Raw genomic sequence first — 22,526 nt, 5'->3', positions numbered from 1 at the left:
TTAACAACCTATCGTTAAGCTTAGCGTAAATAAGCCTAACTGCGTAAATAAAATTAAACGATAATGAATATAAAATCGATCCATTTCGCCATAAAAAAAGGCCCGTATTTAGGCCTTTAATGTATTTCTATGGTGATGAAAACACCGCTTATTTGCGAGCGTCTTTTAATAAATCAGCCACTAAGAAACCAAGCTCAAGTACCTGATCGGCGTTTAGACGCGGATCACACTGAGTGCGATAACGCTGTGCTAAGTCTTCTTCACATAAACCATATGCACCACCGGTACATTCCGTTACGTGCTGGCCTGTCATTTCTAGGTGAATACCACCTGGGTATGAACCTTCGGCTTTATGAACTGCAAAGAACTGGCTGATTTCACGCATAATATTATCAAAGCTACGCGTTTTATAACCATTGCTGGCTTTTTCAGTATTACCGTGCATTGGATCAGAACTCCAAATCACCTTGCGACCTTCTTGCTGCACTTTACGTACTAACGCAGGTAGTTTTTCAGGTAATACGTCCGCCCCCATACGTGTAATAAGCGTTAGGCGACCAGGGATGTTATCTGGGTTTACTGCATCAATTAAACGAATAAGATCATCAGGATCCATGCCAGGGCCCACTTTCACACCGATTGGGTTTTTAATACCACGGAAGAACTCAATATGAGCGTGATCTAACTGACGTGTGCGTTCACCAATCCATACAAAGTGCGCAGAACAGTCGTACCAATCACCCGATAAGTGATCGCGACGTGTTAACGCTTCTTCATAACCAAGCAGTAGCGCTTCGTGCGATGTAAATAATTCAGTTTCGCGAATATTTGCAGAGTTACCTGATGTAATACCGCACACTTCCATAAACTGCAGTGCATCTTGAATGCGATCTGCAAGCTCTTGGTATTTGTTTTTAAGTGGGTTTGCCGCAACAAAGCTCATGTTCCAACGATTTACCTGGTGTAAATCTGCTAAACCACCTTGAGCAAATGCACGTAATAAGTTTAATGTTGCCGCGCTGTGATGATACGCCTGCATTAAACGCTGCGGATCAGGGATACGTGCATCTTCTGTAAATTCGAAACTATTAACGATATCACCGCGATAAGAAGGTAGGCTAACGCCATCAATCGTTTCAAGATCAGCTGAACGCGGTTTAGCGTATTGACCAGCCATGCGTGCAATTTTTACTACAGGGCATTTACCGCCGTAAGTTAAAACAACCGCCATTTGCATAAGGGTTTTAAACGTATCGCGAATGCTCGCTGCGTTAAACTCTGAAAAGCTTTCTGCGCAGTCACCACCTTGTAATAAGAAGGCTTTACCTTCACACACATTTTCAAGGTACTTAAATAAACTACGAGTTTCTTCTGCAAACACCAGTGGTGGTGCTGAATTTAACTGTGCTTCTACGTTTGATAATTGTTCAACATCTCTGTAATTTGGCTGTTGTTGAATAGGGAGATCTCTCCAGCTATTCGGGCTCCAAGGTTTCACTACATTTTTCCTCATTCCAATATAACCTCAGTTCCGAATTTACAGGGCTAAAATTAAATTTCAAGTGATAATTTGTTTAGTTCCATGATATTTGGTAATAAGCATTATTTTCATAACTTATTTGCGATGAATTAAGGCCAAAACAGTCAATAAGATTCGAAATTTTAATATCACGACCTGCTTTAAACTCGCCTATTAGCGAACCTTTTTTCATTAATAAACAAGGATTTTGCGATTTTAAGGCGAAATTCACCTCATGATGAGAAGATAAAACACAAATTCGACTGCTAATATGTTCTAAATAATCAATTAACCATAAAGTATGTTTAATATCCAACCCGGTGAAAGGCTCATCCAACAATAATAAGTTGGCCTGAGGCTTTAATTTTTCATCGCAGCCAAGCAAGGTAGCTGTGAGATAACAGCGCTGTCGTTCACCGCCAGATAAAAACTGCAATGGTTTTTCAAGTAAACCGGCCACTTCTAAGCCTCGTACTATCGCATTGTTTTCAAGTAGTACTTTTAAACTATCAATCTCGCTATCAAAACAAATTGCCAGCATTTCATAACCGGTAATTGAAAAATGTGCTTGGTTTTGCTGAGTTAAGTACGCCCGTTTTTGCGCTAATTGTTGCAGCGACAACGATGAATAAACGCTTCCAGAAATAGTAATCGCATCATAAACCTCGCTATAGAGGCCCGCAATGCAATCAAGTAAGGTTGATTTTCCCGCCCCATTTGCACCTAATAAGTGATAAAAACCAGGGCTTAACGACAACTCAGATACCTGAACTGTAAAGCCATTAAACGGGTTTAGCAATAAATCACTTATTTTTAAACTGATAGGCGCAGTCATTACATATGGTTCCTGTGTGCAAAGTGTTTAAACAGCACCCAAATAAACAAAGGACCACCAAGTGTTGCACTAACAAGCGCTAAAGGTAAGTTAGTGCTCATTAATGAACGAGATAAAAACTCGATAAACACCATAGTCGTAGCGCCAACGAAACACAGTTTAGTGATTAAATGCTTGTTATCATTTCCGAAAATCATGCGGCACGCATGAGGAACCAACAAGCCTAAAAACGCCACAATACCACCTAGCGATACCGCAATCGCCGTTAATAAAGCAGCAACCGATAAGCACTCTAAGCGCAAGCGTTTTACGTCGATACCATGCAATTGTGCATTTCTATCGCCGAGATAGACAAAATTAAGTGCGCGACTGCGACGCTTTAATAAAGAAACAATTACACCGGTTGCTGCAAGAGTTACCAGTGCGCTGGTCATAGTGACATGTTCAAAACTTCCGAGCATCCATACACTAAAAATGCGTAACTGGTCGTTATCTGAATAAAAAACAAACCAACTAGAAATCGCTGATGTAATTGTGGTGATACAAATACCTGCCAAGATAATTGCGAGACTGGCATAATTTCCGAGCTTTTTTGCGATCAAAAAGATCACACTTATTGCCAATGCAGCGCCGCACAAGGCAAATAAAAACATGTAGAAAACACTAAAATCAAAGGCACTTGATATCAGCCCCGCCGCACCTAATATGACAGCAAGCGATGCGATACCTGAAATGCCAAGTAAACTGGGTTCAGCAAGCGGATTAGCTAACAATAACTGGAACAAATGCCCGGCAATCGCCAAACAGATCCCTACCGTTATGGCAGTAATAATTTTTGCTAAACGTAAATCAAATAAAATCACTTTATCGATTTCGCTTAGTTGCCAAGGCAGAATAGTTTTACCGCCATTGAGTCCAATAAAAAGGCTCAATAAAATAGCAATAAACCCTACACTGTACGTAAAAATAGCGTGTTTTCGCATGAAACAATTTAACTGATTGGTAATACTGCGTTTATATCAGAAAATGGCGCATAAAGCTTGTGCTTGTCGGCAACAGTAAATACCATCAAACACTCAGTATCGCGAGAGATCAAAGAATGAATAAACGTTTTTTACTACGCAGCCACTTTGATAAGTGCACCCAACTAATTGAACAATTACAACACGCGTTAGTTAATTCAGATCTCGCATTTTGTCATTATTATCAACTGCCAAAAGTAAAAGAAGCGGAAAACCACAGCCCTCCTAGCGAAATTCCCGTCACGCCATTTGAGGGATTAGATGCGCTCAATAAAAGTTGCTCAGCATTTAAGGATGTATTTAAACAGCCCGAATTAAGTGGAAAACTACTTACTCGCCATCCCGGGGTGATTGGTATTAAAGGGGATGCTCCCGAAATCCGAGCACTTATTAGCGCAATTAATCAAGGAAAACAGAATTTTAAGCAAACTGTATTATCAGAAAAAAGCAAAGACGCCCGCTTTGAGCTCGTTCACAGTACAATTCCCAACTTGATCACCTTAGCGTTTTATCGACAGATCTTTTGTGAAAGCCGCAGCGCGTATTCCGTGCGATTTACTTGGATGCATAAACATTCGATTCAACACTTAAGCGCAAAACAGGCACTTACCTTTTTACAACAAAACCAAAGCCATAAACCAATGATCACGCAAGATAAAGCAACATGGCAAGTAATGGTTGAACAAGAAAAACAACGGATAGTAGGTTTAAGTGAAAATAAAAAGCTGCGTATACGTAGGCCCATTCGGGTCTCGCCCCAAGTTAACGTGCGTTTTAGCGCCAGCGATCGCTATCATGTTAGTGCTGCGCTACCGTTTATTTTATTTAACGCTGAAAAGGTTGCAAAAATTGGCAAGCTTACCGATTATGCTAAAAAGCCTGATACACGCGCAAAAAAAAGTCGCTACCTAATTGAGCGACTTTTCTTAGAAACACCGTAAAAGCGTTTAATCTTCAACGATTTGTACAATATCTTCTTCGTTGTCAATGACAATAGCGTCATCGGCGATGCGTTTACCGCTTTGAATTTCCAAACGTTTCTTCTGCTTGTTAAGGCTCAACATTTCTTCACAGAAATCATCTGTTGGGAACATTTCATAGACGTAATCAACAATTTTGCCAGACTTATCATCTTTAACATTATCAATGGTGTAGTCTGAAATCACCCCTTTACTGATCAAATCTTTCATCGTTGTCGTCATATCACGACGCAAAGCTTTAAGTTTGTTCTCGGTAATTTCTTCATCACCTGTAATTGATCCGTACTTTTCCATAATCGACAATAAACGGAAGTGATGTGTTTTTCCTGGAGCGGCATAACGCCACAAATGATAAAGGCGTAGCATCATCCAACGTGATAAACCACGTTTAAGCTCTTGTGCCCGGTTAAAGTAATAGCCTTTGTATTCAAGATTATCGATCATGTTGTGAACGAAGGCATTAAGACAAGCAACACACTTAATATTACCGCCCTGACCTTTTTTACCACTAAAATGTAACGACGATAGAAAGTTCATATTCGACTCATAAAACGAGTCATCAACATCAGTATTTTTGGTATCTTTCGCTGAATATTTAAAGCTCAGCTTAGAGCCTTGCAGCGCCTCTAACGCCTCTTTAATTTGAGGGTAAGGCATTGATTGACCAACACTTTTAAGTTCTTGTGCCAACTCATTCATAGAGAATACAACCGCGTATTGAATACCCGATTTAAAGTTAATTTTTACAATTTTGCCTTTTGAAGCAAGGCGGATAAGTGCACGCTCTACTTTTTCTTCGCGATCAGATGGCCAGACTAAAAATTCTTTTTCTTCACCCTGCTGCTTTGTACTAACAACCGCTGGCGTAATTTTTAGCTCACCTTCGTATTGAATGCCATCAATGCGTTCAGAGATACGTCGAGTAACAATTGTTCTGCCAGGCGCTTCTTCTACCGGCAATTTTTTATGACCCGATCGCACAAAACGGCCCCAAAGATCATAATGATTAAAGGTGTTTGAGTACGCGCGAAGATCGTGGCGAGCGTTTTCAATAGGAACACGAACATCTTTATTATCGGTAAACAATGCCAAATTTTCATTATCAATAGCGCTTTCAACGCCATGGATCTGACCACGTAAGGTATCCGGCAAATTCTCAACCGAGATATTTACTTTGTTAGACATTCAAGTTCCCATCTAAATTTTTATTATCTGTTAATATCATCACAGATCATTACTAAAGTTAATTAAATTAGTTAGTAAAATTGTGATCTGGCCTCGTTTTTTTGCTCAGATCAAATTTTTACCAACTAAAAATATATAAAACGAAATAAACATGGCTGTTTCGTGTAAAAAACACACAGACAAATCAAATTTTGACGTACTGGGATCACTTTTTTACTAACAAATCGTTTTCAGAACGATATTTTACCAACTCAAAGCACGATTTATTAGTATAAATAGCGTTTTTTTTAGAGAAACAGGCCCTCAGTTGGTAAAAATCGGTTCTGAGCCAGTAAAAATGGGCTCTCAAAATTTAAAATGTGGATAACTCAAGATCGAATTAGTAGGGATCTGATCTCAACCAAGTTAGGATCCGATCTTAATTAACACGATCTAAGTAATTCCTTAAAAATTTGTACAATTACAAAGCGTTACCTTAGTAAAAACCTGATCTAAACGGCCTTTTTTGTGAATTGCGCTGTGCATAAACTGTACATTAACGGTGAATATAAAAACTAGTCAGTAAAAGGCTGATCTCGCTGTAGATATAAAACGGATCTTTACCAAGTATAAACTCGATCCGAAAAAAAATAATAAAATGATGTTTTACAAACAGTTAGATCAACTATTCACAGCTCTAACCTTAAATACCTTAGTATTTAACCACCTTTAAACTTATTTCTTATTCTTTAAGTAAAATTATAAGGCAATAAAACAGTATTTTTTTCTTTCAATTAAAACGATGTCGTCATAGAATAGTGAAAACAGCAAATTTAATGGACATTTGCATATTACACGTAAGTGTTAAGGTTTAGCTATGACAATCACTCAAAATGCGTTAAGTACCTATAAGCTATTAAAAGCCACTGCAAAAGTAGCTGAGGAATCTCTTGAAGGGCGTATTCAACATTATCGCGCTCATATTAAGGCAGATGACAAAGAATTAAGAACGTATACGCAAAAAGCAGCTGCGGACTTATTAGGATGTAACAACCGCACGCTTAAACGTCGTCATGACCAAGGCGATTTTGACCACCTTGATATTAAGAAAGGGGCAAATGGTCATTATGCTTATACACTAAGTAATATTTATCAAATGGCCGATATCTTAGGTATTCCTGCAGATAATCGCGCTGAAGGTGATAAATTACAGGTTATTGTTGTTAACTCCTTAAAAGGTGGCTGTGGTAAAACCACAAGTCTCGTTAATATTGCTGCTGCATTAGCAACAACAAATATTAAACGCTACCGCATAGGTATTATTGATCTTGACCCACAAGGATCCTCTACGAGCTTCTTTCCACCAGCAGAGCCTGAACCAATTACCGTTGGCGATCTGATGCGTGATTGTATTGATCTTGAAGACGGTGAGACATGGGCTGATGTCGTATCAAGTGCATTTGCGCCAACACATATTCCCAATATTCGCTTTTTACCGTCAGGTATGGACGACTTCTACTTTGAGCACGAAACTGCAACAGAGCTAAAAGAAGGCAAAGGGTATGAAGAATCACAGCACTATCATAAATTGCTCGATAAAGTGATTAAGCCCGTTGAAGATCAATTCGATATTATTTTGATCGACACGGCGCCATCACTTAACTTTATGTTTTACAATGCATTAATGGCATCAACATCGATGTTAATACCGGTTCACCCAGAAGCAGTAGATTTTGACGCTAACAATAAGTACTTAAAGCGTTTAGGCGAGATTTATCATACGGTTGCGGCATTGGGTCATAACGGTTGGGACTTTATGCAATTCTTGGTAACTAACTATGTTAAAGGCAATCACTCACAGCGCGATATTGTTAAAGATGTGCGCAGTGCGTTTGGTCGTCAAGTGATGAGTTATCCGATTAATCATAGCTCTGCAATTACCGCAAGTTCCTCGTCTTTCAATACAATTTTCGATCAAAAAACATCTGACAGTCTCGCCAGTCGCGAGTCTTTAATAAAATCACAAGAAAACATCAAAGATGTGGTTGATGAACTAGAAATGTTGATCCGTTCAAACTGGTCGTCAACACAATGTCAGTTAGAAACAGCTTAATTTAGGTTTTACAATGGCAAAGAAACGTAAGAATGATACTCGCATCGATCCATTTGCAACAACAGTGGAGTCGAGCAGTTTAGACGCTTTATTAGAAAACGCACAAGCCGGTGATCAGATCACCATGCCTGCACCATCGGATCCTAACCGTGAAATTAAGCTGTACTGCAAACTGATAAAAAATGCAGATATTGCGAAAAGTACAGACGTTTACGGTAAAAACCGCCGTGTACAAGCGTTGTTGAACGAAAAGTCAGTAGCTGACATTATTACAAGCATCAAAAGTGATGGCCGCAACCAGCACCCAGCCCTTTGTTGGCAGCAAGGCGAACAAGAAGTAGTACTTGCAGGGTCGCGCCGTCGTAAAGCGTGTATGATCTCTGGTAGTGATTATCTGGTGCTTAGTTCGCCAGATTTTACAGATGAAGATGCAAAAATTTTAGCGGTGTCATCTGATCAGTACATAGCGCCAAGTTTGTGGGAACTAGGCCAAGCTTACGCACAAACAAAACACGATCTAATTGCTGAAGGGCGTAAAGGCTCTTACCGTGAGCTGGCTGAAATTGAAGGTGTTTCGCACACAGCGATTGCTGATGCATTGAAAGCCTATGAAAAGCTGCCACAAGAAGTATTATCGCTTTACCCTACAGCAAACCATGTAGGCCGCGAAGTCGCTAAGAAGTTAATTGATGCCCGCGAAAAAGATCCGCAACAATTTGCAGAAAAAGTGGCTGATGTTAAACAGCGTTTAGCTGAGCTAGCACTTGATACCGATGATAAAACGGCTTTAGCAATTACTCGTGAATTAACGTACGCAGAGCCAGTAAAATCAAGCACTCGTCAAAATATCGATATGGGCAATAGCTATATTAGCGCGCAAAAACACGAAAAGAGCGGTGATGTTGTGATTAAAATTGATAATCGCGTACTGACCGACAAACGTTTGGAGCAATTAACTAAGTTACTTGCTAACTTTAACTAGGTTAGTTGCTAACGTTAACCCAGTACGACTCGCAATAACAAGTAGTCACTTACACTGAAAGCGTGTTTACAGCCCTGTAAGCGCGCTTTTTAATGTCAATTTTTAACCATTCGCTAATCGATATCATAAATTCGTCATAAATCGCCAGAATTCGCTTTGCCCGCAAGCTAAATAACCATATACTGGCAGAATTATTGATTTTTTATAGCCCCGATATGTCACAGCGCTTGTCAAAAAACGATTTACTCGCCTTATTTGATGAAATAAAAAACGAGGAGCTGGCCAGTTTTCCACTCACTGAGTCATTCTTAAAACGTTTTTTTAAGCCTGCTGTGTTCAATAAAGCGAAAGACTACCTTAGTCATGACCTTGTCTTATGGCGTGAAGCTAACGAAGGCTTTAAATCAATCAATGGCGAAGTGGCTAACCAAGAAGGCGAAACCTTCTACCCACAAGCAACCATCAAACAACTTAATGGCCAACCTAAAGTAACCACATCGTGTTCGTGTCGTTTAGGGCAAAAATGCGAACATATTGCCGCAGTGTTCTTATCATTAAAAACTGAGCACTCGGGTGAATTTGGCAAAAACTACTTACTGCATGACTGGTTTACTCGGTTAGAATCGCTTAAATCTAAATCTGAAAAGCACGCGCCTAATGTGTTGTTATTTAGTTTAGAGAAAAGTGGCGACGACATCGTGTTATTGCCCAAAATTGCTCCGCGTAGCGAAAATCAGTACGGATTAGGTCGTGCACTTACGGCAAAACAATTGAGCTCACAGGTCACACCAAAAGATCTCGATGAAAAAGATTTTCGACTATTTAGTTGGATCCGATCGCAAAATACGTTAGGTAAACTGACGCTACATGGTGAATGGGGCGCGTTGGCACTGGCAAAGCTCGTTGAAACCAAACGCTGTTATTGGGGCGATGAGCGCACTCCGCTTAGCTTAATTCATAAAGAGCCATTGGCTATAGATTGGCAAGAAAATGATTTGGGTGCTGAGCTTAAATTAAGCATTAATACTCACCAAAATTGGGTATTAGTGCCGACTACTCCACCCTATTTTGTTGATTTAGAAACAAAACAAGTTGGTGAAATAGATACCAGTCTTGCCAGTGATGAAATGAGCTTATTACTGACCATGCCTGCGGTTGAAAAAAACAGTTATGCCCAAGCGCAGGATAAACTAAATGGTTTGTACGGTTTTGGCTTTGTGCCGTATTTGGTTGATAGCGACAGCCAATCAACCACCCCACAGCCTTGCTTACGTTTTGAATTAGTGGACGAACTGCCAACACTGGCACTAAGTTTTAATTACAAAACAGCAGTGCACAATGGTGCATTTGAAAACACGTGTATTAATCAGCTTAACAACTATGGCTTAGAGCTTGTTTCTAGTGAAGCCAATACGCGATATTTTCGTTTTCCACCGGCCAATGAAAACCAAGTGCAATGGCACTGGTTTATCAATGAAGTATGCGATGAACTAAAGAGTCATTTGTGGAAAGTAAGCGAGCCGACTAAAAAGTTACACATGCCGTCAGAGGCAAAGTTAGTCGCCAATTTATCGCGTGTTGCAAATAACAAACTGCAACTTGATGTTAATTTCTCGGTTGATCAGCTAGTACTTGATTTTAATTTGTTGCGAGAAAAAGCAGCGTTAATCAATAACAAAGCGAACAAGGGTTATTATATAAATTATCACCAAGACCGTTGGCTTGTGGTAAGCCGCAGCGATGCACTAAATCTAAAACAGGTGATTGATCAGTATTATGGTGAAAAACGCTGGCCTAAGCGTTTTACCTTGCCATTGTCGGCGCTTACGTTGCTGCGTGTGTGCGATAGTGCAATGTTTATCATCGAAGATAAGCAACTATCAGAATTGTTTTATCTAGAGCACAGTGAGAGTAGTCTTACGGCTAGCTTACCAAACGGCCTAAACGCCACGCTACGCGACTATCAGTTAAAAGGTCTAGCTTGGCTACAGTTTTTAGAGAAACACGGTCTAGGCGGCATTTTGGCTGATGATATGGGCTTAGGTAAGACGATTCAGGTACTTAGCTTCTTACTCAGCCAAAAAGAAGCAAAACGCAGTAGTTTGCCTAGTTTAATTATTTGCCCAACCAGTTTGGTAAACAACTGGCTGCTTGAAGCTGAAAAATTTACACCTGATTTAAAGTTGGTTGCCGTTCAAGGCGCGAATCGTAAAAAGCTGTTAGCTAAAGCAGCAACGGCCGATGTGGTCATTACCAGCTTCCCATTGTTATTACGCGATCATGAACATTATTTACAGATGCACTTTGGCAATATTATTTTGGATGAAGCGCAAACCATTAAAAACTACCAATCAAAAGTATCGCGCTTTGCGAAGTCATTGAAAGGTGATTTTCACTTGTGCTTAAGCGGCACGCCGGTAGAAAACAATTTATCTGAGCTTAAATCGTTGTTTGATTTTGCTATGCCGGGTTTACTTGGCAGTACCGCGTACTTTAAAAACCATTTCCAACAACCCATAGAAAAGGAAAATAACGCGTATCGAGCCGAGCAATTAAACGACATTATTGCCGGGTATGTACTGCGCCGAACGAAAGCGGAAGTTGCTAAAGAACTTCCAGCTAAGTCGGAAATGGTAAAAGTGATTGAACTGTGTGATAGCCAAAAATCACTGTATCAAAAAGTCAGTGAACAAATTGAATCAAAAGTTAAATCGATCTTTGAAGCCGGTGAGCAACAAGCTAGTAGGTTACTGTTTTTAGAGTCGTTATTAAAACTTAGGCAAATATGCTGCGATCCGCGATTAATCAGTAAGTCTACCGATCCAGACGAGGCAATTAACAGCGCTAAGTTAAACTATTTAGCTAATACACTGCCTGAAATGTTAAAAGAAGGGCGAAAAGTCATTATTTTCAGCCAATTCACCAGCATGCTGTCGCTTATTGAACAAAAGCTTAGTGAAATTGGCATTGATTACAGCCTACTAACAGGCCAAACTCGCCACCGTCAAAAAGCCATTGATAAGTTTCAGCAAGGCGATGTCAGCGTGTTTTTAATTAGCTTAAAAGCCGGTGGTACAGGGCTTAATTTAACCGCGGCTGATACCGTTATTCACTACGACCCTTGGTGGAATCCAGCGGTTGAGCGCCAAGCAACCGATCGCGCTTATCGTATTGGCCAAGATAAACCTGTTTTTGTTTATAAACTGATTTGCCAAAACAGTATTGAAGAAAAAGTACAGCGCATGCAGCAAGAAAAAGCCGCATTAGCCGAGCGCTTTTTCGATAGCAATAGCCACGGTTTTTCTGATTTTAGTGAACAAGATCTACTGCAATTAATTGGATCGTAATTTTTTTAAATAAATTTGAACTTAACTAAAAACGGTAAGTCTATTACTACAGATGACATGATAACTTTGCTGTTGTTGTCTCAATCCATCCCTGGATTAAATGATTTCCCGTTGATTACTAAGTTAGTAATTTTTGGCCAGCCCCATTAAACAATGTGGCTGGCTTTTTTCATTTTATTTGGTCAAAATAGTTTCAAATAATAAAAATTGCGTCATCAAAGGCATACACAATGCGCTGGGAAGATATAAAACGCTATCAAGTAATTGAAGCGCTTTTATTATGGGAAGGTAAGCTAAATGCTCGCCAACTCATGGATTACTTTGAAACGAGCCGCCCCACGGCACAAAAATACATTTCAGAATACAAGCAGCTTAATCCAACTGGATTTGAGTTTGTGAGCCAGCAACGTGCACACATTGCCAATGTCGATTTTACGCCGCAATTTATTGATTTAGAATTCTCAAGCTATCACGCGCTTTTTAATACTCAAGGCGAGCAGGCTGTTACATCACTTGTTGAAACATTACCGCAGGTACACCGCAATATTAGCCCGCAATTAGTTAGGCCTATACTGCAAGCAATCCGTTATCAACTACGTTTAGATATTGGCTACATTTCACTTTCGAGCCCTGAATTTGAAGACCGAATTATTCAGCCCCACAGCTTAGTGTTTGACGGTACACGTTATCATGTACGTGCATTTTGCGAGAAAAACCAAGATTATCGCGATTTTGTTTTGTCGCGTTTTTCCGGGGAATTCGCATTTGAGGGAGAAGCCACGTTTGATGAAGCGCATGATACGCTGTGGCAAACTGAAGTTACGCTCGTGGTGTGTCCGGATCACCGTTTAACTGAGTTGCAAAAAAAGGTGATTGCACACGATTACCAAATGACAGAGCAAAAGTTAGAACTTAAAACTCGCGCCGCCTTGTTAAAATATTTGCTACAACATTTACGACTGGATATTTACCAAGCGGCCGCTGAGCAACAGCAAATCGTGATCGAGCCTGAATGCCGAAAACAGCTTGCACCATACATTAATTAATTCTAAACGCATATTAAAAAGCCATAAGGGTTAAATATGGGATCATTAATATACCAACAAAAGTAACTGCCCCCAGAGCGTTACTCTGCAATAAGGCTAAAAGCTGCTGATTTCGGGCTGTTCTCGCTTCGGAACATTGTTTTACTAACTCTGAAATTTGGTACTCTTTTACCGCGCTTTTTATTAATTGCTGCTCTACTTTTAAGAGTTTTTTATAGCCGTTTTGTGCGCTTAAAAAGTTATCTAATGTATTCATAATAAAGCCTTTTTATAATTCAATTCGTTTGCTTAAGTTAATTAAAGCCAACTTTTATTTAAAAATAAATAGACCGATTTTTGACCTGTAAAAGATGTTTACAGATCACTTTTTTACTAGGCAATAAACCACTTTTTTACTTACTCAATGGCAATCTGGGTGTAAAAAAGTTTTACAGGTAATGATGTAAATAATTGATTTGTGTGCGGCATAAATGGCAAAAAAGGTATACTAATCACGTCTTTTCAAATAGGAATCGCTTATGCAAGCCTTGTTAAACCAACCTGAAATAGTGATCACAGCGTTTTTATGTCTTTTTGTGGTGTTTTTAGTGACTATTTTGGTGACTGTAGGTCGTTCTAAAAACAAAATCGCCTTGCTACAAGCCCAGTATTTGCAAGAAAAAGCAGGGTTAGAAGAAAAATTGGCGGATCTTGCAAAAACCTCAGATCAAAATTTTACCAACTGGCAGCAAGAGCAAGAACGTACCAATCAACTGCGTATTAAGTACAGTGCATTGCAAACACGACTTACTGAACGAGAACACAGCTATCAGCAGCAATTAGCGAGCTTACAAGATGCTAAAACTGAACTTAAAAAGGAGTTTTCATTGCTTGCTAATCAAATATTTGAAGAAAAAGGGCAAGCGTTTAAATCGTTAAACCAAGAGAGCGTGTCTAACTTACTAAAGCCAATGCAAGAAGAGCTCAGAGGCTTTAAACAAAAAGTTGAAACCATTCATAGTGAAGAATTAAAACAGCGCTCAGAACTAAAAACAGAACTTGTGCATTTACAAAAATTGAATCAAGCCATTACTTCACAGGCTGAGCAACTTACCACTGCATTACAAGGACAAAAGAAAACCCAAGGAAATTGGGGCGAATTAATGCTAGAGAATATATTAGAAAGTGCAGGACTTAGGGTTGGTGAAGATTACCAACGCGAATTTCATGTTAAAGCGTTGGAAGGAAATTACCGACCTGATGTGGTGGTGTTTTTACCACAAAAGCGCCATTTGGTCATTGACGCCAAAACTTCGTTGAATGCCTACACGCAATATGTAAATGCAGACAATGAACTGGTTGCAGAGCAAGCATTAAAACAACATGTAATGGCCGTAAATGCACGCATCGAGGAGCTTGCAAGTAAAGGATATGACAAACTACCAGGCTTAAATTCACCTGAGGTGGTGATTTTATTTATGCCAATTGAATCGGCTTATGTTGAAGCATTGAAATACCAACCAGACCTTTATCAACGTGCTATTGAAAAGAATATTTTAGTGGCTACACCAACCACGCTTTTAACAAGCATGAATATTGTGCGCCAATTATGGCGTTTTGAAGAGCAAAGTAAGCATAGCGCTGAACTCGCGCAGCGTGCAGAACGTTTTTATACTAAGTTAAATGGCTTTTTAACCAGTATGCAAGGCGTTGGTAAAACTCTTGATAAAGCAAAAGAAGGTTACGACCGCGCATTTGCACAGCTTTACTCTGGCAAAGGTAACTTAATTAAGCAAGCAGCTGAATTTAAAGAACTAGGCGTAGCTGTACAAAAAGAACTGCCAAAAGAACTCATTGAGAAGGCCGAGCTTGAATTAAACTTTGAGCAAAGTGAGTAAGTTATAAAAGTACTAAGGGGAAGTGTAAATCCCCTTTACACTAATTCTTCGTGTTCACTCCGTTTCAATTATCTATGTCGGAGACTTATGTAAATTCAATTTTGTGAACACATTCTATGATTATATAAATTGCCTAATTGCAATCACGTGGCCAGTAATATTATTGTTTAATCGATTTTAACTTCACCTTTTACATTATCGATATTTAAATCGCCAGAACCAGCGTCTTCAACAATCAATCCACCTGCACCGTTAACGGTAATATCGCCGGAGCCATCATCTACTTTAACTGTGCCCGTAACATTTCTAACAAGTAAATCACCTGAACCATCGTCAATGGTAACTGCACCTTTGGTGTTTTCAACCTGGGTATCACCCGAGCCATCGTCAATTTCAACGTCACCATGAATATTGCTGATGTAAAGTGAGCCAGAGCTGTCGTCGACGTATACTGATTTACCGCCATCAATGGTTAAGTCACCAGAGCTATCGTCTACCTTAATGGTGTTACTTAAGCCGTTGATTGTAACATCGCCAGAGCTATCATCGAGTTCGAGTGCCAGCTTGCTTGGCATGGTGATGACAAGGTCGATGCTATGCCCTTGGTTGATGTGAATACGCAAACCATCTTGAATATCGTGTATTGCAACGAGTTTTGCAGTATCACCAGATTGAGTTAAAGAAAGTTCGTAATTTAGATCTTCGCTGGTATAAATGTCGGCATTCACTGTAATTTTATCGCTACTGTCTGAACCTATAATTTTAAGTGAGCCAGCACCGGTTTCGGCGATAAGTGTAGATAATTGACTTGCATTTAGCACTAATTCTCGCTCGATGTGAGTATCTGCAGAATTGGTGTTTCCACCGATATGCACAATACAACCTGAAAGAAGTGTTGCCATGGCAATTGCTGAAAGTGTTTTATACATGATGTTCCTTTCTAATGAATTATTTTTATTATTCATTGTCGTGTTGAGTGACTAATAGCAATTTGAAGCAATCACTAGGCCAAAATTCAACTCATTGAATAATATAGTTTTATTCTTATTTAATAAAATAAAGAAAACAATCAAACGAATTATTAGTCATTTTTGCCATTCGAACTTTGCCATTTTGACCAACTTTGCGCGTTCACGTCATATTTACTGTATTGAATGTTTTTTAAAAGTGTCATTTATCTTTCATATTTGTTGGCTAATTTTATCGCCGAATAACAGCTCCAAATTTAAGAGAATATTGTTATGACAAACATGATCCGTGCTGGACGTCGAAAGTTTTATGACGATGAACATTTTGCCGGTGGCATTGAGCGTTCTGGCTTTTTTACTATTTCAGAGGCTAATTTTTTAGTTGAATACGGTGACACATTAAATGGATTAAGCGCAGGTAATTTAAACCCTGAATCTGCTGCTGAATCGGAATTTGTGGCCTGTATGCAGTCTAATATTGCGTCTAACAGCTATGAAGTAAAGCTCTGGCGAAAATACATAAAAGCTGTTCATAGTGTGACGCACAGAGCCAGTGCGAATAGTTCACGTACAGAACAACATTATTCATTTGAGGGATATGATGAAGCGTAGTTTGCAACAAGATAGCTATTTAGAAAAAACAAAAGTTGGCCGAAAATCAAAGCGCGATAAGCCGAAAGCCAAATTTGATAATAAAAATAAGCGTAAAAAATTTGATGATTATGATTGGGATGATCGCGATTAATAAAAACGCTTAATCTTTGATGATAATTGCGGCCGGAGTTAGCTCTCTGGCCGCTCTTATTTAACGTGGCGTAAACTCGGGTTTTAGTAAACCAAAGCACGTTAAATCGTGATATTGGTTTTTCCAAAAACCACTTGCGCGGCGGATCCCCTCTTGTTTAAAACCAAGCTTTTTAAGCACTGATTCAGATGCGCTATTACCCTGCATGGTATCAGCCTGAATACGATATAGTTCACCAAATGGTGAGTTGTCTGAATAAGCCAGTCTAATAATCGCGTTTAGCGCTTCAGTGGCATATCCTTTCCCCCAATGATCACTAGCAAATTCATAACCAATCACTGTATTGTGCATTTTTGAATTAAACGAATTAAAACCACATGTGCCAATTAGCTCGCCAGTTTCTTTGAGGCGAATAGCCCAACGAATGCCCTCTTGCTCTTTAAATCTTTGATTAAAGAAATCTATTAAATCAAGAGATTGCTGCTTGGATGTAAACGCTTCAATATTATAAAACTTAACCACAGCTTGATCTGAAAAAATTGAAAATAACCTATCGTTATCATCGATTGTTAGTGTGTTTAGTGTTAATCGTGCAGTGTCTAAATTTGGAAATTGTAGTTTAGTTTGCATTAGCACTCCTTGTTACTCTCGCATGGGTTAGGCTATTTGAATGAGCAAAATAACCCACATTGACAGCACTGAAATCACGGCACCCCAAAACGTTAACATGCGATGCAGTACATTGTTGTAGGTAAGGTGTACAAAGGCCTGTAAAGTTCTAAAAGTGACAAAACTCCAAGCCAAAGTGAGTGCTAAGCCATTCGTAATTTCTAGGCTCACAAACAAGGTAGAGACAACATAAAATAATACCGGTACTTCGAACATGTTGTTAAAACAACGCGTTGATGTGGTTAATTTTTCGGGTATGTCTTGGCCTTCCATCGTGCGATAGTATTTAATTTTCACACTGCCATTTTTAACGCTTTTAATACGAGTAGTAACGGCCACAATACCAACGGCAAACGTTAATATAACCATTCCAAACATTGCATAGATCATACAGAGCCTTTTATTTGTTTAATTATTTAATTCTGATCTGAAAGATCGTTTATCTTACTTATCCTAACTCCTTTTGTAACACAGAGGCGACTACGAAATACATCGCTTTTTACTGTGAAACACTTCTGATATTCAATGCCATATGTATTTTGAATAAAGTCAGGAAATTATTGGAGGGCTTTGTATATCCAAGTGATTTAAATTTTCGAGGTTTGGCGTCAATTACAGTAATTCCGTTATACACGTTTGTAGCTTAATCATTTCGTCACACTTCTTTCATACACTGCGCTAAAAAGTCAGATTTATTATTGTTTATGCGTATTTTATTTGTGTCTCGAAATAGCAGTCATGCTAAATATTACCGAAAATTGGTAAGCAAACTGAACCTAGACGCGCAACTTCATATAACTGGTTGGCCCCGTTTAGGGGCGTTGAAACACACAAAACATTTGGCAAGTTTTGATAGTAGTGAAATGCTAGCGCATCATTTATTGAGGAAACAAGCGCGTCACCCTGCATTATTTTCATCAAAGCTAGTTTGTCAGGTATTTCGTGGATACTTAAAAGCAATAGAAACGTTGCGCTTTTTAAAATTTATCGATTTATTCCAAGCAGAGCAGCCAGATAAAGTGGTTGTTTGGAACGGCAAAAAGCTACCAAATCAAACAGTGGTATGCGCCGCTGAATGTTTAAATATTCCGGTGATGTTTTTTGAAAATGGCTTAGTACCTAACACTACATGCTTAGACCCCAAGGGAGTAAACTACCTATCGAGCTTGCCAAAGCTGCCAGAATTTTATTTAGAACGAGAACTTTCAGGGGTTGCGCTCGCAGCGATAGAACAAGCAAAAAACCATAAAAATCGCATTAGTGACAGCGCGGAAGTAGCACTTCCAGAGCATTATATTTTTGTGCCATTTCAAGTACCAAACGATACCCAAGTAGTGGTTCATTCACCTTGGATAAAGAGTATGGAGCAGCTATTTTGGCAAGTAATGCAAGCGATTGATGCGTTGCCACAAAGCAACCTTAAAGTGGTATTTAAAGAGCACCCTAACTGGCCAAAAAAATTCACGCATTTACATAAAGCCCATGATAAAGCGATCTTTGCCAATGGGGTAAAAGCGTCTGAATTGATAAAGCGGGCTGAGGCGACAATTACCATTAATTCAACCGTTGGATTAGAAACCTTGCAACTAGGCGGTAAGCTTATTACGTTAGGTAATGCCTGTTACGCTCTACCTGGCATGGTATTACCCGCAAATTCGCAGCAACAACTTGTTGAACAATTGAAAGAAATTAACAGTTGGCAACCCAACACACGGTTAATTGAACGTTTTCTTGATTATGTAAACGGGGTTTACGCTATTCCACAAGCATGGCGTCGCGCCGATAAAAAACATATCAAAGCGATAGAGGCAAGAATTCTAGGAACCGATGAGTTTTCTCTACAAAATCAAATATAAGAGTAAAAGCAGTTAGTTTCGATTAGATGGGAGTGTCTGTGTTAATACGTGCACAGACACTATGGATAGGAGGCTTCTTATCGTTCCATCGCTTCGGTTAATTTGCGTTGATTCGCTCTATCAAGTTCTCGTTGTTGACGCTCGGCATTAAGCTGTTTCTCTTTTCGTTCTTTGCTACCAATTTTATAACCTTTTTCGAATGCAGATCGCATTTCAAAAGGACAAATTTCATTTGTCTGCAGGCCTTCTTGACCGAGTTTATAGCCATTTTCATACATACAGTATTCTTTTAAGCCATTAGTGTAGCCTGCTATAAATAACTCTTTCGCATCACTTGGCATACTGCTACCGCATTGGGTTTGGTAATTATCAAATTTGCGAACACTTTTACCACTTTGACTTGTTTCAAAACCAAGTGTTTTCCAATCGGTATTTACATCACAGATCGCATGTTCATCTGTTGAAGCACAGCCCGTCAATAGGCCGAGTAATATAATTGTAGTTATTTTAGTTTTCATTTTCTGTCCCTAACTTTGTGTGTGTTGTGCTTTTGTAATTAGAATATTCTCTAAAATGTCTATTTGCTGTCTGATCCCCTGGGTTGACGGATAGCGTGTCGCAACACTTTTTAACACTGACAATGCAGCTGCAAAGTTTTGCAGATCTACATACATTTGTGCTCTGCTGAGCATGGCTTGCTTTTGTGTTTTGTCTAACGCCTCAGCCCTTAAGAGTAACGTTTCAGCTTGGGTAAATTGCTTTTGACTCGCTAAAAAATCAGCGTAAGCAATGAGCACTTCCCCATGATTAGGATTAAAGTTAAGCGCTTGCTGAAAGTCACTTTTAGCAGATTCGAGTTGTTGATTTTCTTGTGAAATCTTCGCGCGGTGCAGCAGTATTACACTTTTGGTTTTGTTATCGAAAGTAGCGAATTTAGTTTCAAGAGTATCGATAATATGCTGGCTTTGCGAGTTGAGTCCACGCTGTGAAAGCCAAGTTAAATAGGTATTTAGGCTTGCTAGATCAAGTTTGTAGTTTGATAGGTGAGTATTTATCAGCTCAACAGCCCTGTCAAAGCTATCAAGTTGTAAATGCAGCTGTGCAGCAGTCTTTAGATTAGATTCTCGATTATCTCCTAATAAGATAGCCAATTCGAGCGCGCTAAGTGCACCAAGACTATCATTTTGTTCGAGTTTTAGTACTGCTTGGTTTAACCATAAACTACTTTTATTCGGTGATTTTGCAATAAGATCTGACAGTAAAGCTTCTGCAGATTGATACATTTTTGCTTCGGTAAGTGCAACAAATAAACCTTGTTGCCATTGCTCTCGTTCAGGTTCAATGGCTAATGCTTGTTGATATGCGCTTACAGCAGAATACGCGCCAAATTGGGTTAAATTTAAGTAGGCAAGTTGACCATAAATTACAGCGTCATTAGCGCCTAATGCCACTGCTTTCGCAAAATAACTGCGCGCTTTCTTATATTGCTTTTGAATGAGGTACAGCTGCCCTAAGTCACTATGAGCACGCACTAACTGTGGACTTCGGTTTAGAGCTGCCTGATATGCTTTTTCTGCTTTTGAGTATTCTTCTAGAGCAAAAAATAGTTGCGCTTTAAGCATTATCATCGCGACACTGAGCTCTATTTCGTAGAAAGCTTCAAGCTCTTTGAGTACCGCCTGTTTTTTGCCTTGATCTAGCATTGAGCGAAGCCTTTCTGCTGTTTCAAGTTCTTCTGGTGCTACGGTTGCTTCTCGTTCCCTAAATGGACCAGAAAATTGTGGCAAAACGAATGTGGGTTGCTCTACCTCAATCTGGAATTCATTGGATAATACGTTAGTCGCCGCATTAATCTGTGCTGTTATTAGCGAAAAGCTTGCGGCAATTATAATTTTATTAATTGTTTTCATTGGTTATCTGCCGTGGTTGAAATGAATGCCATAAAGATAAATTGCTTGTACTGGACGACCATCTTTTTTAGGGATACTAAATCTCGCTTGATTAACCCAGTTTCGGATAACTTCCTCCATTTCAGGGTAAACAGAATCAGTAATGCGTTTGACGAAAGGTTTGCCCGATTGATCAATAATCAGCTCAACTTCGGTCGAAACACGCGTTATGCCTTTTTTACGCACAGATTTCGGGATAGGGAAGAATTTTTGTTTTATCACTTTGGGTACACTGTCTAGTTTTTCTACTGCCATTAGTGGCATATCGAGCGCAAGGCGTTGTTTTATAATATTCGCATCAATAGTGAAGGTTGGCACATCTAGTGACTTTACTTTTGCGAGTGTCATTCGGGGTTTATCGGCATAATTGACTTTCGGGCCGGCCCCTAATCCTGCGATATTTAGACTCGTTTGGGCGACCTCACTGCTTGTTGCTGATGTTTTTAGCTGTGGCGGCGGAGGTGGTGGCGGAGCTGGTAAAGCGACATCTATTTTACGCACAGATAAAATTTGTTCGGGTTGCTTTGGGGTTTGTTTCAGATAATGGAGTAATATCACGAGCAGCGTCACCATAGAGGCGCTAATTAGCCAAGGCAGCACTGTATTCGCTGTTATTTTAAGTGTTGTATCAGTATGGGTAAACACAGCCATTTACATTGCCTCTGTCGCTAAGCTTATGCTGCCAATACCTGCAAGTTTTGCTTGGTCAATTACTTTCACTAACAATTCAGTTGGAACACGCTTATCAGCTTGAATAACTAACGGTTTTGTTTGCGTGCGGTCGGCTTGCATCAACGTTGAACGGACACCTGCAATGCCGATATTTGTTCCGGCATACATCACTTGCCCGGTTTCGGTAATTGCTAACATAAGTACAGATTTTTCAAGCTGCTGGCTTGAAACTGCACTTGGTTTATCCACTTCGACTCCCGTTTCTTTAACAAATACGGTAGTGACGATAAAGAAAATTAATAAAATAAAAACAACGTCAAGTAATGGTGCAAGATCGATATCTTGGCTTTTTGATTCTTCAATTTTTTGTTCGATTAAAGAGCGCATTTTTCCTCCACGTTCCAAGTTACGGTTTTGCTTTTTAATAAGCTGTGAAGTAATACGCCAGGCACCACAAATACCAGCCCAAGTTGTGTGGTAAACATTGCTGTAGCTATGCCGCCACTGACCATTTCTTGCATGTCCAGCCCGTTATTGATTGACATAAAATTAAAGGTACTGAGCAAGCCACAGATGGTGCCTAATAGGCCCAGTAAAGGAAGCGACGCAAGTAGCGTCTTTAATGAACCTAACCAATATTGACACCGTGTATACCAGTGCTGATTTTTTTGCATAAAAAATAACAAAGAAAGTAATTTTCCATAGCTAAAAAATGCAACAGCAAGTAGCGCCCACACTACAGCATTATTGAAAAGTTTTAGGTAAACGGGTATTTCACTCAT

Annotated in this window: 22 protein-coding genes; 9 read left to right on the top strand and 13 right to left on the bottom strand. The window is 39.5% G+C overall.

Features of this window, described 5'->3' with window-relative positions:
- Nucleotides 1-148: 148 nt before the first annotated feature.
- The 3 genes from ACXAFE_RS18875 to ACXAFE_RS18865 all read right to left on the bottom strand — a co-directional run bounded on the left by ACXAFE_RS18875 (nt 149) and on the right by ACXAFE_RS18865 (nt 3,337).
- Nucleotides 149-1,498, bottom strand: a complete 1,350-nt coding sequence (locus ACXAFE_RS18875; RefSeq protein ID WP_475156369.1) for a class II 3-deoxy-7-phosphoheptulonate synthase — start codon at nt 1,496-1,498, stop codon at nt 149-151.
- A gap of 76 nt (nt 1,499-1,574) precedes the next feature.
- On the bottom strand, nt 1,575-2,354 hold the full coding sequence (locus ACXAFE_RS18870) for an ATP-binding cassette domain-containing protein (RefSeq protein ID WP_475156367.1): 780 nt from the start codon (nt 2,352-2,354) through the stop codon (nt 1,575-1,577).
- Nucleotides 2,354-3,337 (bottom strand): FecCD family ABC transporter permease, encoded by a 984-nt coding sequence (locus tag ACXAFE_RS18865; RefSeq protein ID WP_475156365.1) that lies wholly within the window; start codon nt 3,335-3,337, stop codon nt 2,354-2,356. The genes ACXAFE_RS18870 and ACXAFE_RS18865 overlap by 1 nt, the downstream gene beginning before the upstream one ends.
- 116 nt (nt 3,338-3,453) lie before the next feature.
- Between ACXAFE_RS18865 and ACXAFE_RS18860 the strand changes: the two genes are divergently transcribed.
- The gene (locus ACXAFE_RS18860) at nt 3,454-4,317 is read left to right on the top strand and encodes a DNA replication terminus site-binding protein (protein ID WP_475156360.1); all 864 of its coding nucleotides are present in this window, start codon (nt 3,454-3,456) and stop codon (nt 4,315-4,317) included.
- A 6-nt stretch (nt 4,318-4,323) separates the two neighbouring features.
- On the opposite strand, the gene ACXAFE_RS18855 is transcribed toward ACXAFE_RS18860, so the two are convergent.
- On the bottom strand, nt 4,324-5,541 hold the full coding sequence (locus ACXAFE_RS18855) for a hypothetical protein (RefSeq protein WP_010558445.1): 1,218 nt from the start codon (nt 5,539-5,541) through the stop codon (nt 4,324-4,326).
- An 856-nt stretch (nt 5,542-6,397) separates the two neighbouring features.
- Here ACXAFE_RS18855 and ACXAFE_RS18850 point away from each other — a divergent pair.
- The 4 genes from ACXAFE_RS18850 to ACXAFE_RS18835 all read left to right on the top strand — a co-directional run bounded on the left by ACXAFE_RS18850 (nt 6,398) and on the right by ACXAFE_RS18835 (nt 13,008).
- Nucleotides 6,398-7,633, top strand: a complete 1,236-nt coding sequence (locus tag ACXAFE_RS18850; RefSeq protein WP_475156352.1) for an AAA family ATPase — start codon at nt 6,398-6,400, stop codon at nt 7,631-7,633.
- 13 nt (nt 7,634-7,646) lie between these two features.
- The gene (locus ACXAFE_RS18845) at nt 7,647-8,615 is read left to right on the top strand and encodes a transcriptional regulator (RefSeq protein ID WP_475156347.1); all 969 of its coding nucleotides are present in this window, start codon (nt 7,647-7,649) and stop codon (nt 8,613-8,615) included.
- 215 nt (nt 8,616-8,830) lie between these two features.
- Nucleotides 8,831-11,962: a DEAD/DEAH box helicase gene (locus tag ACXAFE_RS18840; RefSeq protein WP_475156345.1), complete on the top strand. Its 3,132-nt coding sequence runs from the start codon at nt 8,831-8,833 to the stop codon at nt 11,960-11,962.
- Nucleotides 11,963-12,192: 230 nt separating this feature from the next.
- A complete protein-coding gene (locus ACXAFE_RS18835) occupies nt 12,193-13,008 on the top strand; it encodes a helix-turn-helix transcriptional regulator (protein ID WP_475156342.1) in 816 nt (271 codons plus the stop codon).
- A gap of 13 nt (nt 13,009-13,021) precedes the next feature.
- On the opposite strand, the gene ACXAFE_RS18830 is transcribed toward ACXAFE_RS18835, so the two are convergent.
- On the bottom strand, nt 13,022-13,264 hold the full coding sequence (locus ACXAFE_RS18830) for a hypothetical protein (protein WP_010558440.1): 243 nt from the start codon (nt 13,262-13,264) through the stop codon (nt 13,022-13,024).
- Between the two features lie 262 nt (nt 13,265-13,526).
- Between ACXAFE_RS18830 and ACXAFE_RS18825 the strand changes: the two genes are divergently transcribed.
- Complete coding sequence (locus tag ACXAFE_RS18825) at nt 13,527-14,885, top strand: DNA recombination protein RmuC (protein WP_475156339.1); 1,359 nt, start codon at nt 13,527-13,529, stop codon at nt 14,883-14,885.
- Between the two features lie 167 nt (nt 14,886-15,052).
- On the opposite strand, the gene ACXAFE_RS18820 is transcribed toward ACXAFE_RS18825, so the two are convergent.
- Complete coding sequence (locus ACXAFE_RS18820) at nt 15,053-15,814, bottom strand: DUF4097 family beta strand repeat-containing protein (RefSeq protein WP_475156336.1); 762 nt, start codon at nt 15,812-15,814, stop codon at nt 15,053-15,055.
- A 312-nt stretch (nt 15,815-16,126) separates the two neighbouring features.
- Between ACXAFE_RS18820 and maoP the strand changes: the two genes are divergently transcribed.
- Complete coding sequence (maoP, locus tag ACXAFE_RS18815) at nt 16,127-16,465, top strand: DUF413 domain-containing protein (RefSeq protein ID WP_336436383.1); 339 nt, start codon at nt 16,127-16,129, stop codon at nt 16,463-16,465.
- Nucleotides 16,455-16,598 (top strand): hypothetical protein, encoded by a 144-nt coding sequence (locus ACXAFE_RS18810; RefSeq protein WP_475156331.1) that lies wholly within the window; start codon nt 16,455-16,457, stop codon nt 16,596-16,598. Before maoP ends, ACXAFE_RS18810 begins: the two co-directional genes overlap by 11 nt.
- Before the next feature lie 60 nt (nt 16,599-16,658).
- Here ACXAFE_RS18810 and ACXAFE_RS18805 read toward each other — a convergent pair whose 3' ends face one another.
- Together ACXAFE_RS18805 and ACXAFE_RS18800 are read right to left on the bottom strand one after the other, a co-directional pair.
- Entirely contained in the window at nt 16,659-17,228 is a 570-nt protein-coding gene (locus ACXAFE_RS18805; protein ID WP_475156327.1) for a GNAT family N-acetyltransferase, read from the bottom strand.
- A gap of 27 nt (nt 17,229-17,255) precedes the next feature.
- Nucleotides 17,256-17,657 carry an MAPEG family protein gene (locus ACXAFE_RS18800; protein WP_475156325.1) on the bottom strand — a complete coding sequence of 134 codons (402 nt, stop codon included), beginning with the start codon at nt 17,655-17,657 and terminating at the stop codon, nt 17,256-17,258.
- Nucleotides 17,658-18,088: 431 nt separating this feature from the next.
- Here ACXAFE_RS18800 and ACXAFE_RS18795 point away from each other — a divergent pair, with 431 nt between their 5' ends.
- Nucleotides 18,089-19,123 carry a capsular polysaccharide export protein, LipB/KpsS family gene (locus tag ACXAFE_RS18795; protein WP_475156322.1) on the top strand — a complete coding sequence of 345 codons (1,035 nt, stop codon included), beginning with the start codon at nt 18,089-18,091 and terminating at the stop codon, nt 19,121-19,123.
- Between the two features lie 77 nt (nt 19,124-19,200).
- Here the strand turns inward: ACXAFE_RS18795 and ACXAFE_RS18790 are convergent, their stop codons facing one another.
- Genes ACXAFE_RS18790 through ACXAFE_RS18770 form a run of 5 tightly spaced genes read right to left on the bottom strand, consistent with a single transcriptional unit; the run spans nt 19,201 to nt 22,526 of the window.
- The gene (locus ACXAFE_RS18790) at nt 19,201-19,641 is read right to left on the bottom strand and encodes a DUF2799 domain-containing protein (RefSeq protein ID WP_475156320.1); all 441 of its coding nucleotides are present in this window, start codon (nt 19,639-19,641) and stop codon (nt 19,201-19,203) included.
- Between the two features lie 9 nt (nt 19,642-19,650).
- Complete coding sequence (locus ACXAFE_RS18785) at nt 19,651-21,033, bottom strand: tetratricopeptide repeat protein (RefSeq protein ID WP_475156317.1); 1,383 nt, start codon at nt 21,031-21,033, stop codon at nt 19,651-19,653.
- A 3-nt stretch (nt 21,034-21,036) separates the two neighbouring features.
- Complete coding sequence (locus tag ACXAFE_RS18780; protein ID WP_475156312.1) at nt 21,037-21,723, bottom strand: energy transducer TonB; 687 nt, start codon at nt 21,721-21,723, stop codon at nt 21,037-21,039.
- On the bottom strand, nt 21,724-22,131 hold the full coding sequence (locus tag ACXAFE_RS18775) for an ExbD/TolR family protein (protein WP_475156307.1): 408 nt from the start codon (nt 22,129-22,131) through the stop codon (nt 21,724-21,726).
- The gene (locus ACXAFE_RS18770; protein WP_475156305.1) at nt 22,119-22,526 is read right to left on the bottom strand and encodes a MotA/TolQ/ExbB proton channel family protein; all 408 of its coding nucleotides are present in this window, start codon (nt 22,524-22,526) and stop codon (nt 22,119-22,121) included. The genes ACXAFE_RS18775 and ACXAFE_RS18770 overlap by 13 nt, the downstream gene beginning before the upstream one ends.

This window comes from Pseudoalteromonas sp. ABV4_021, from assembly GCF_056159365.1.
This window is presented reverse-complemented; position numbering and strand designations above follow the sequence as displayed.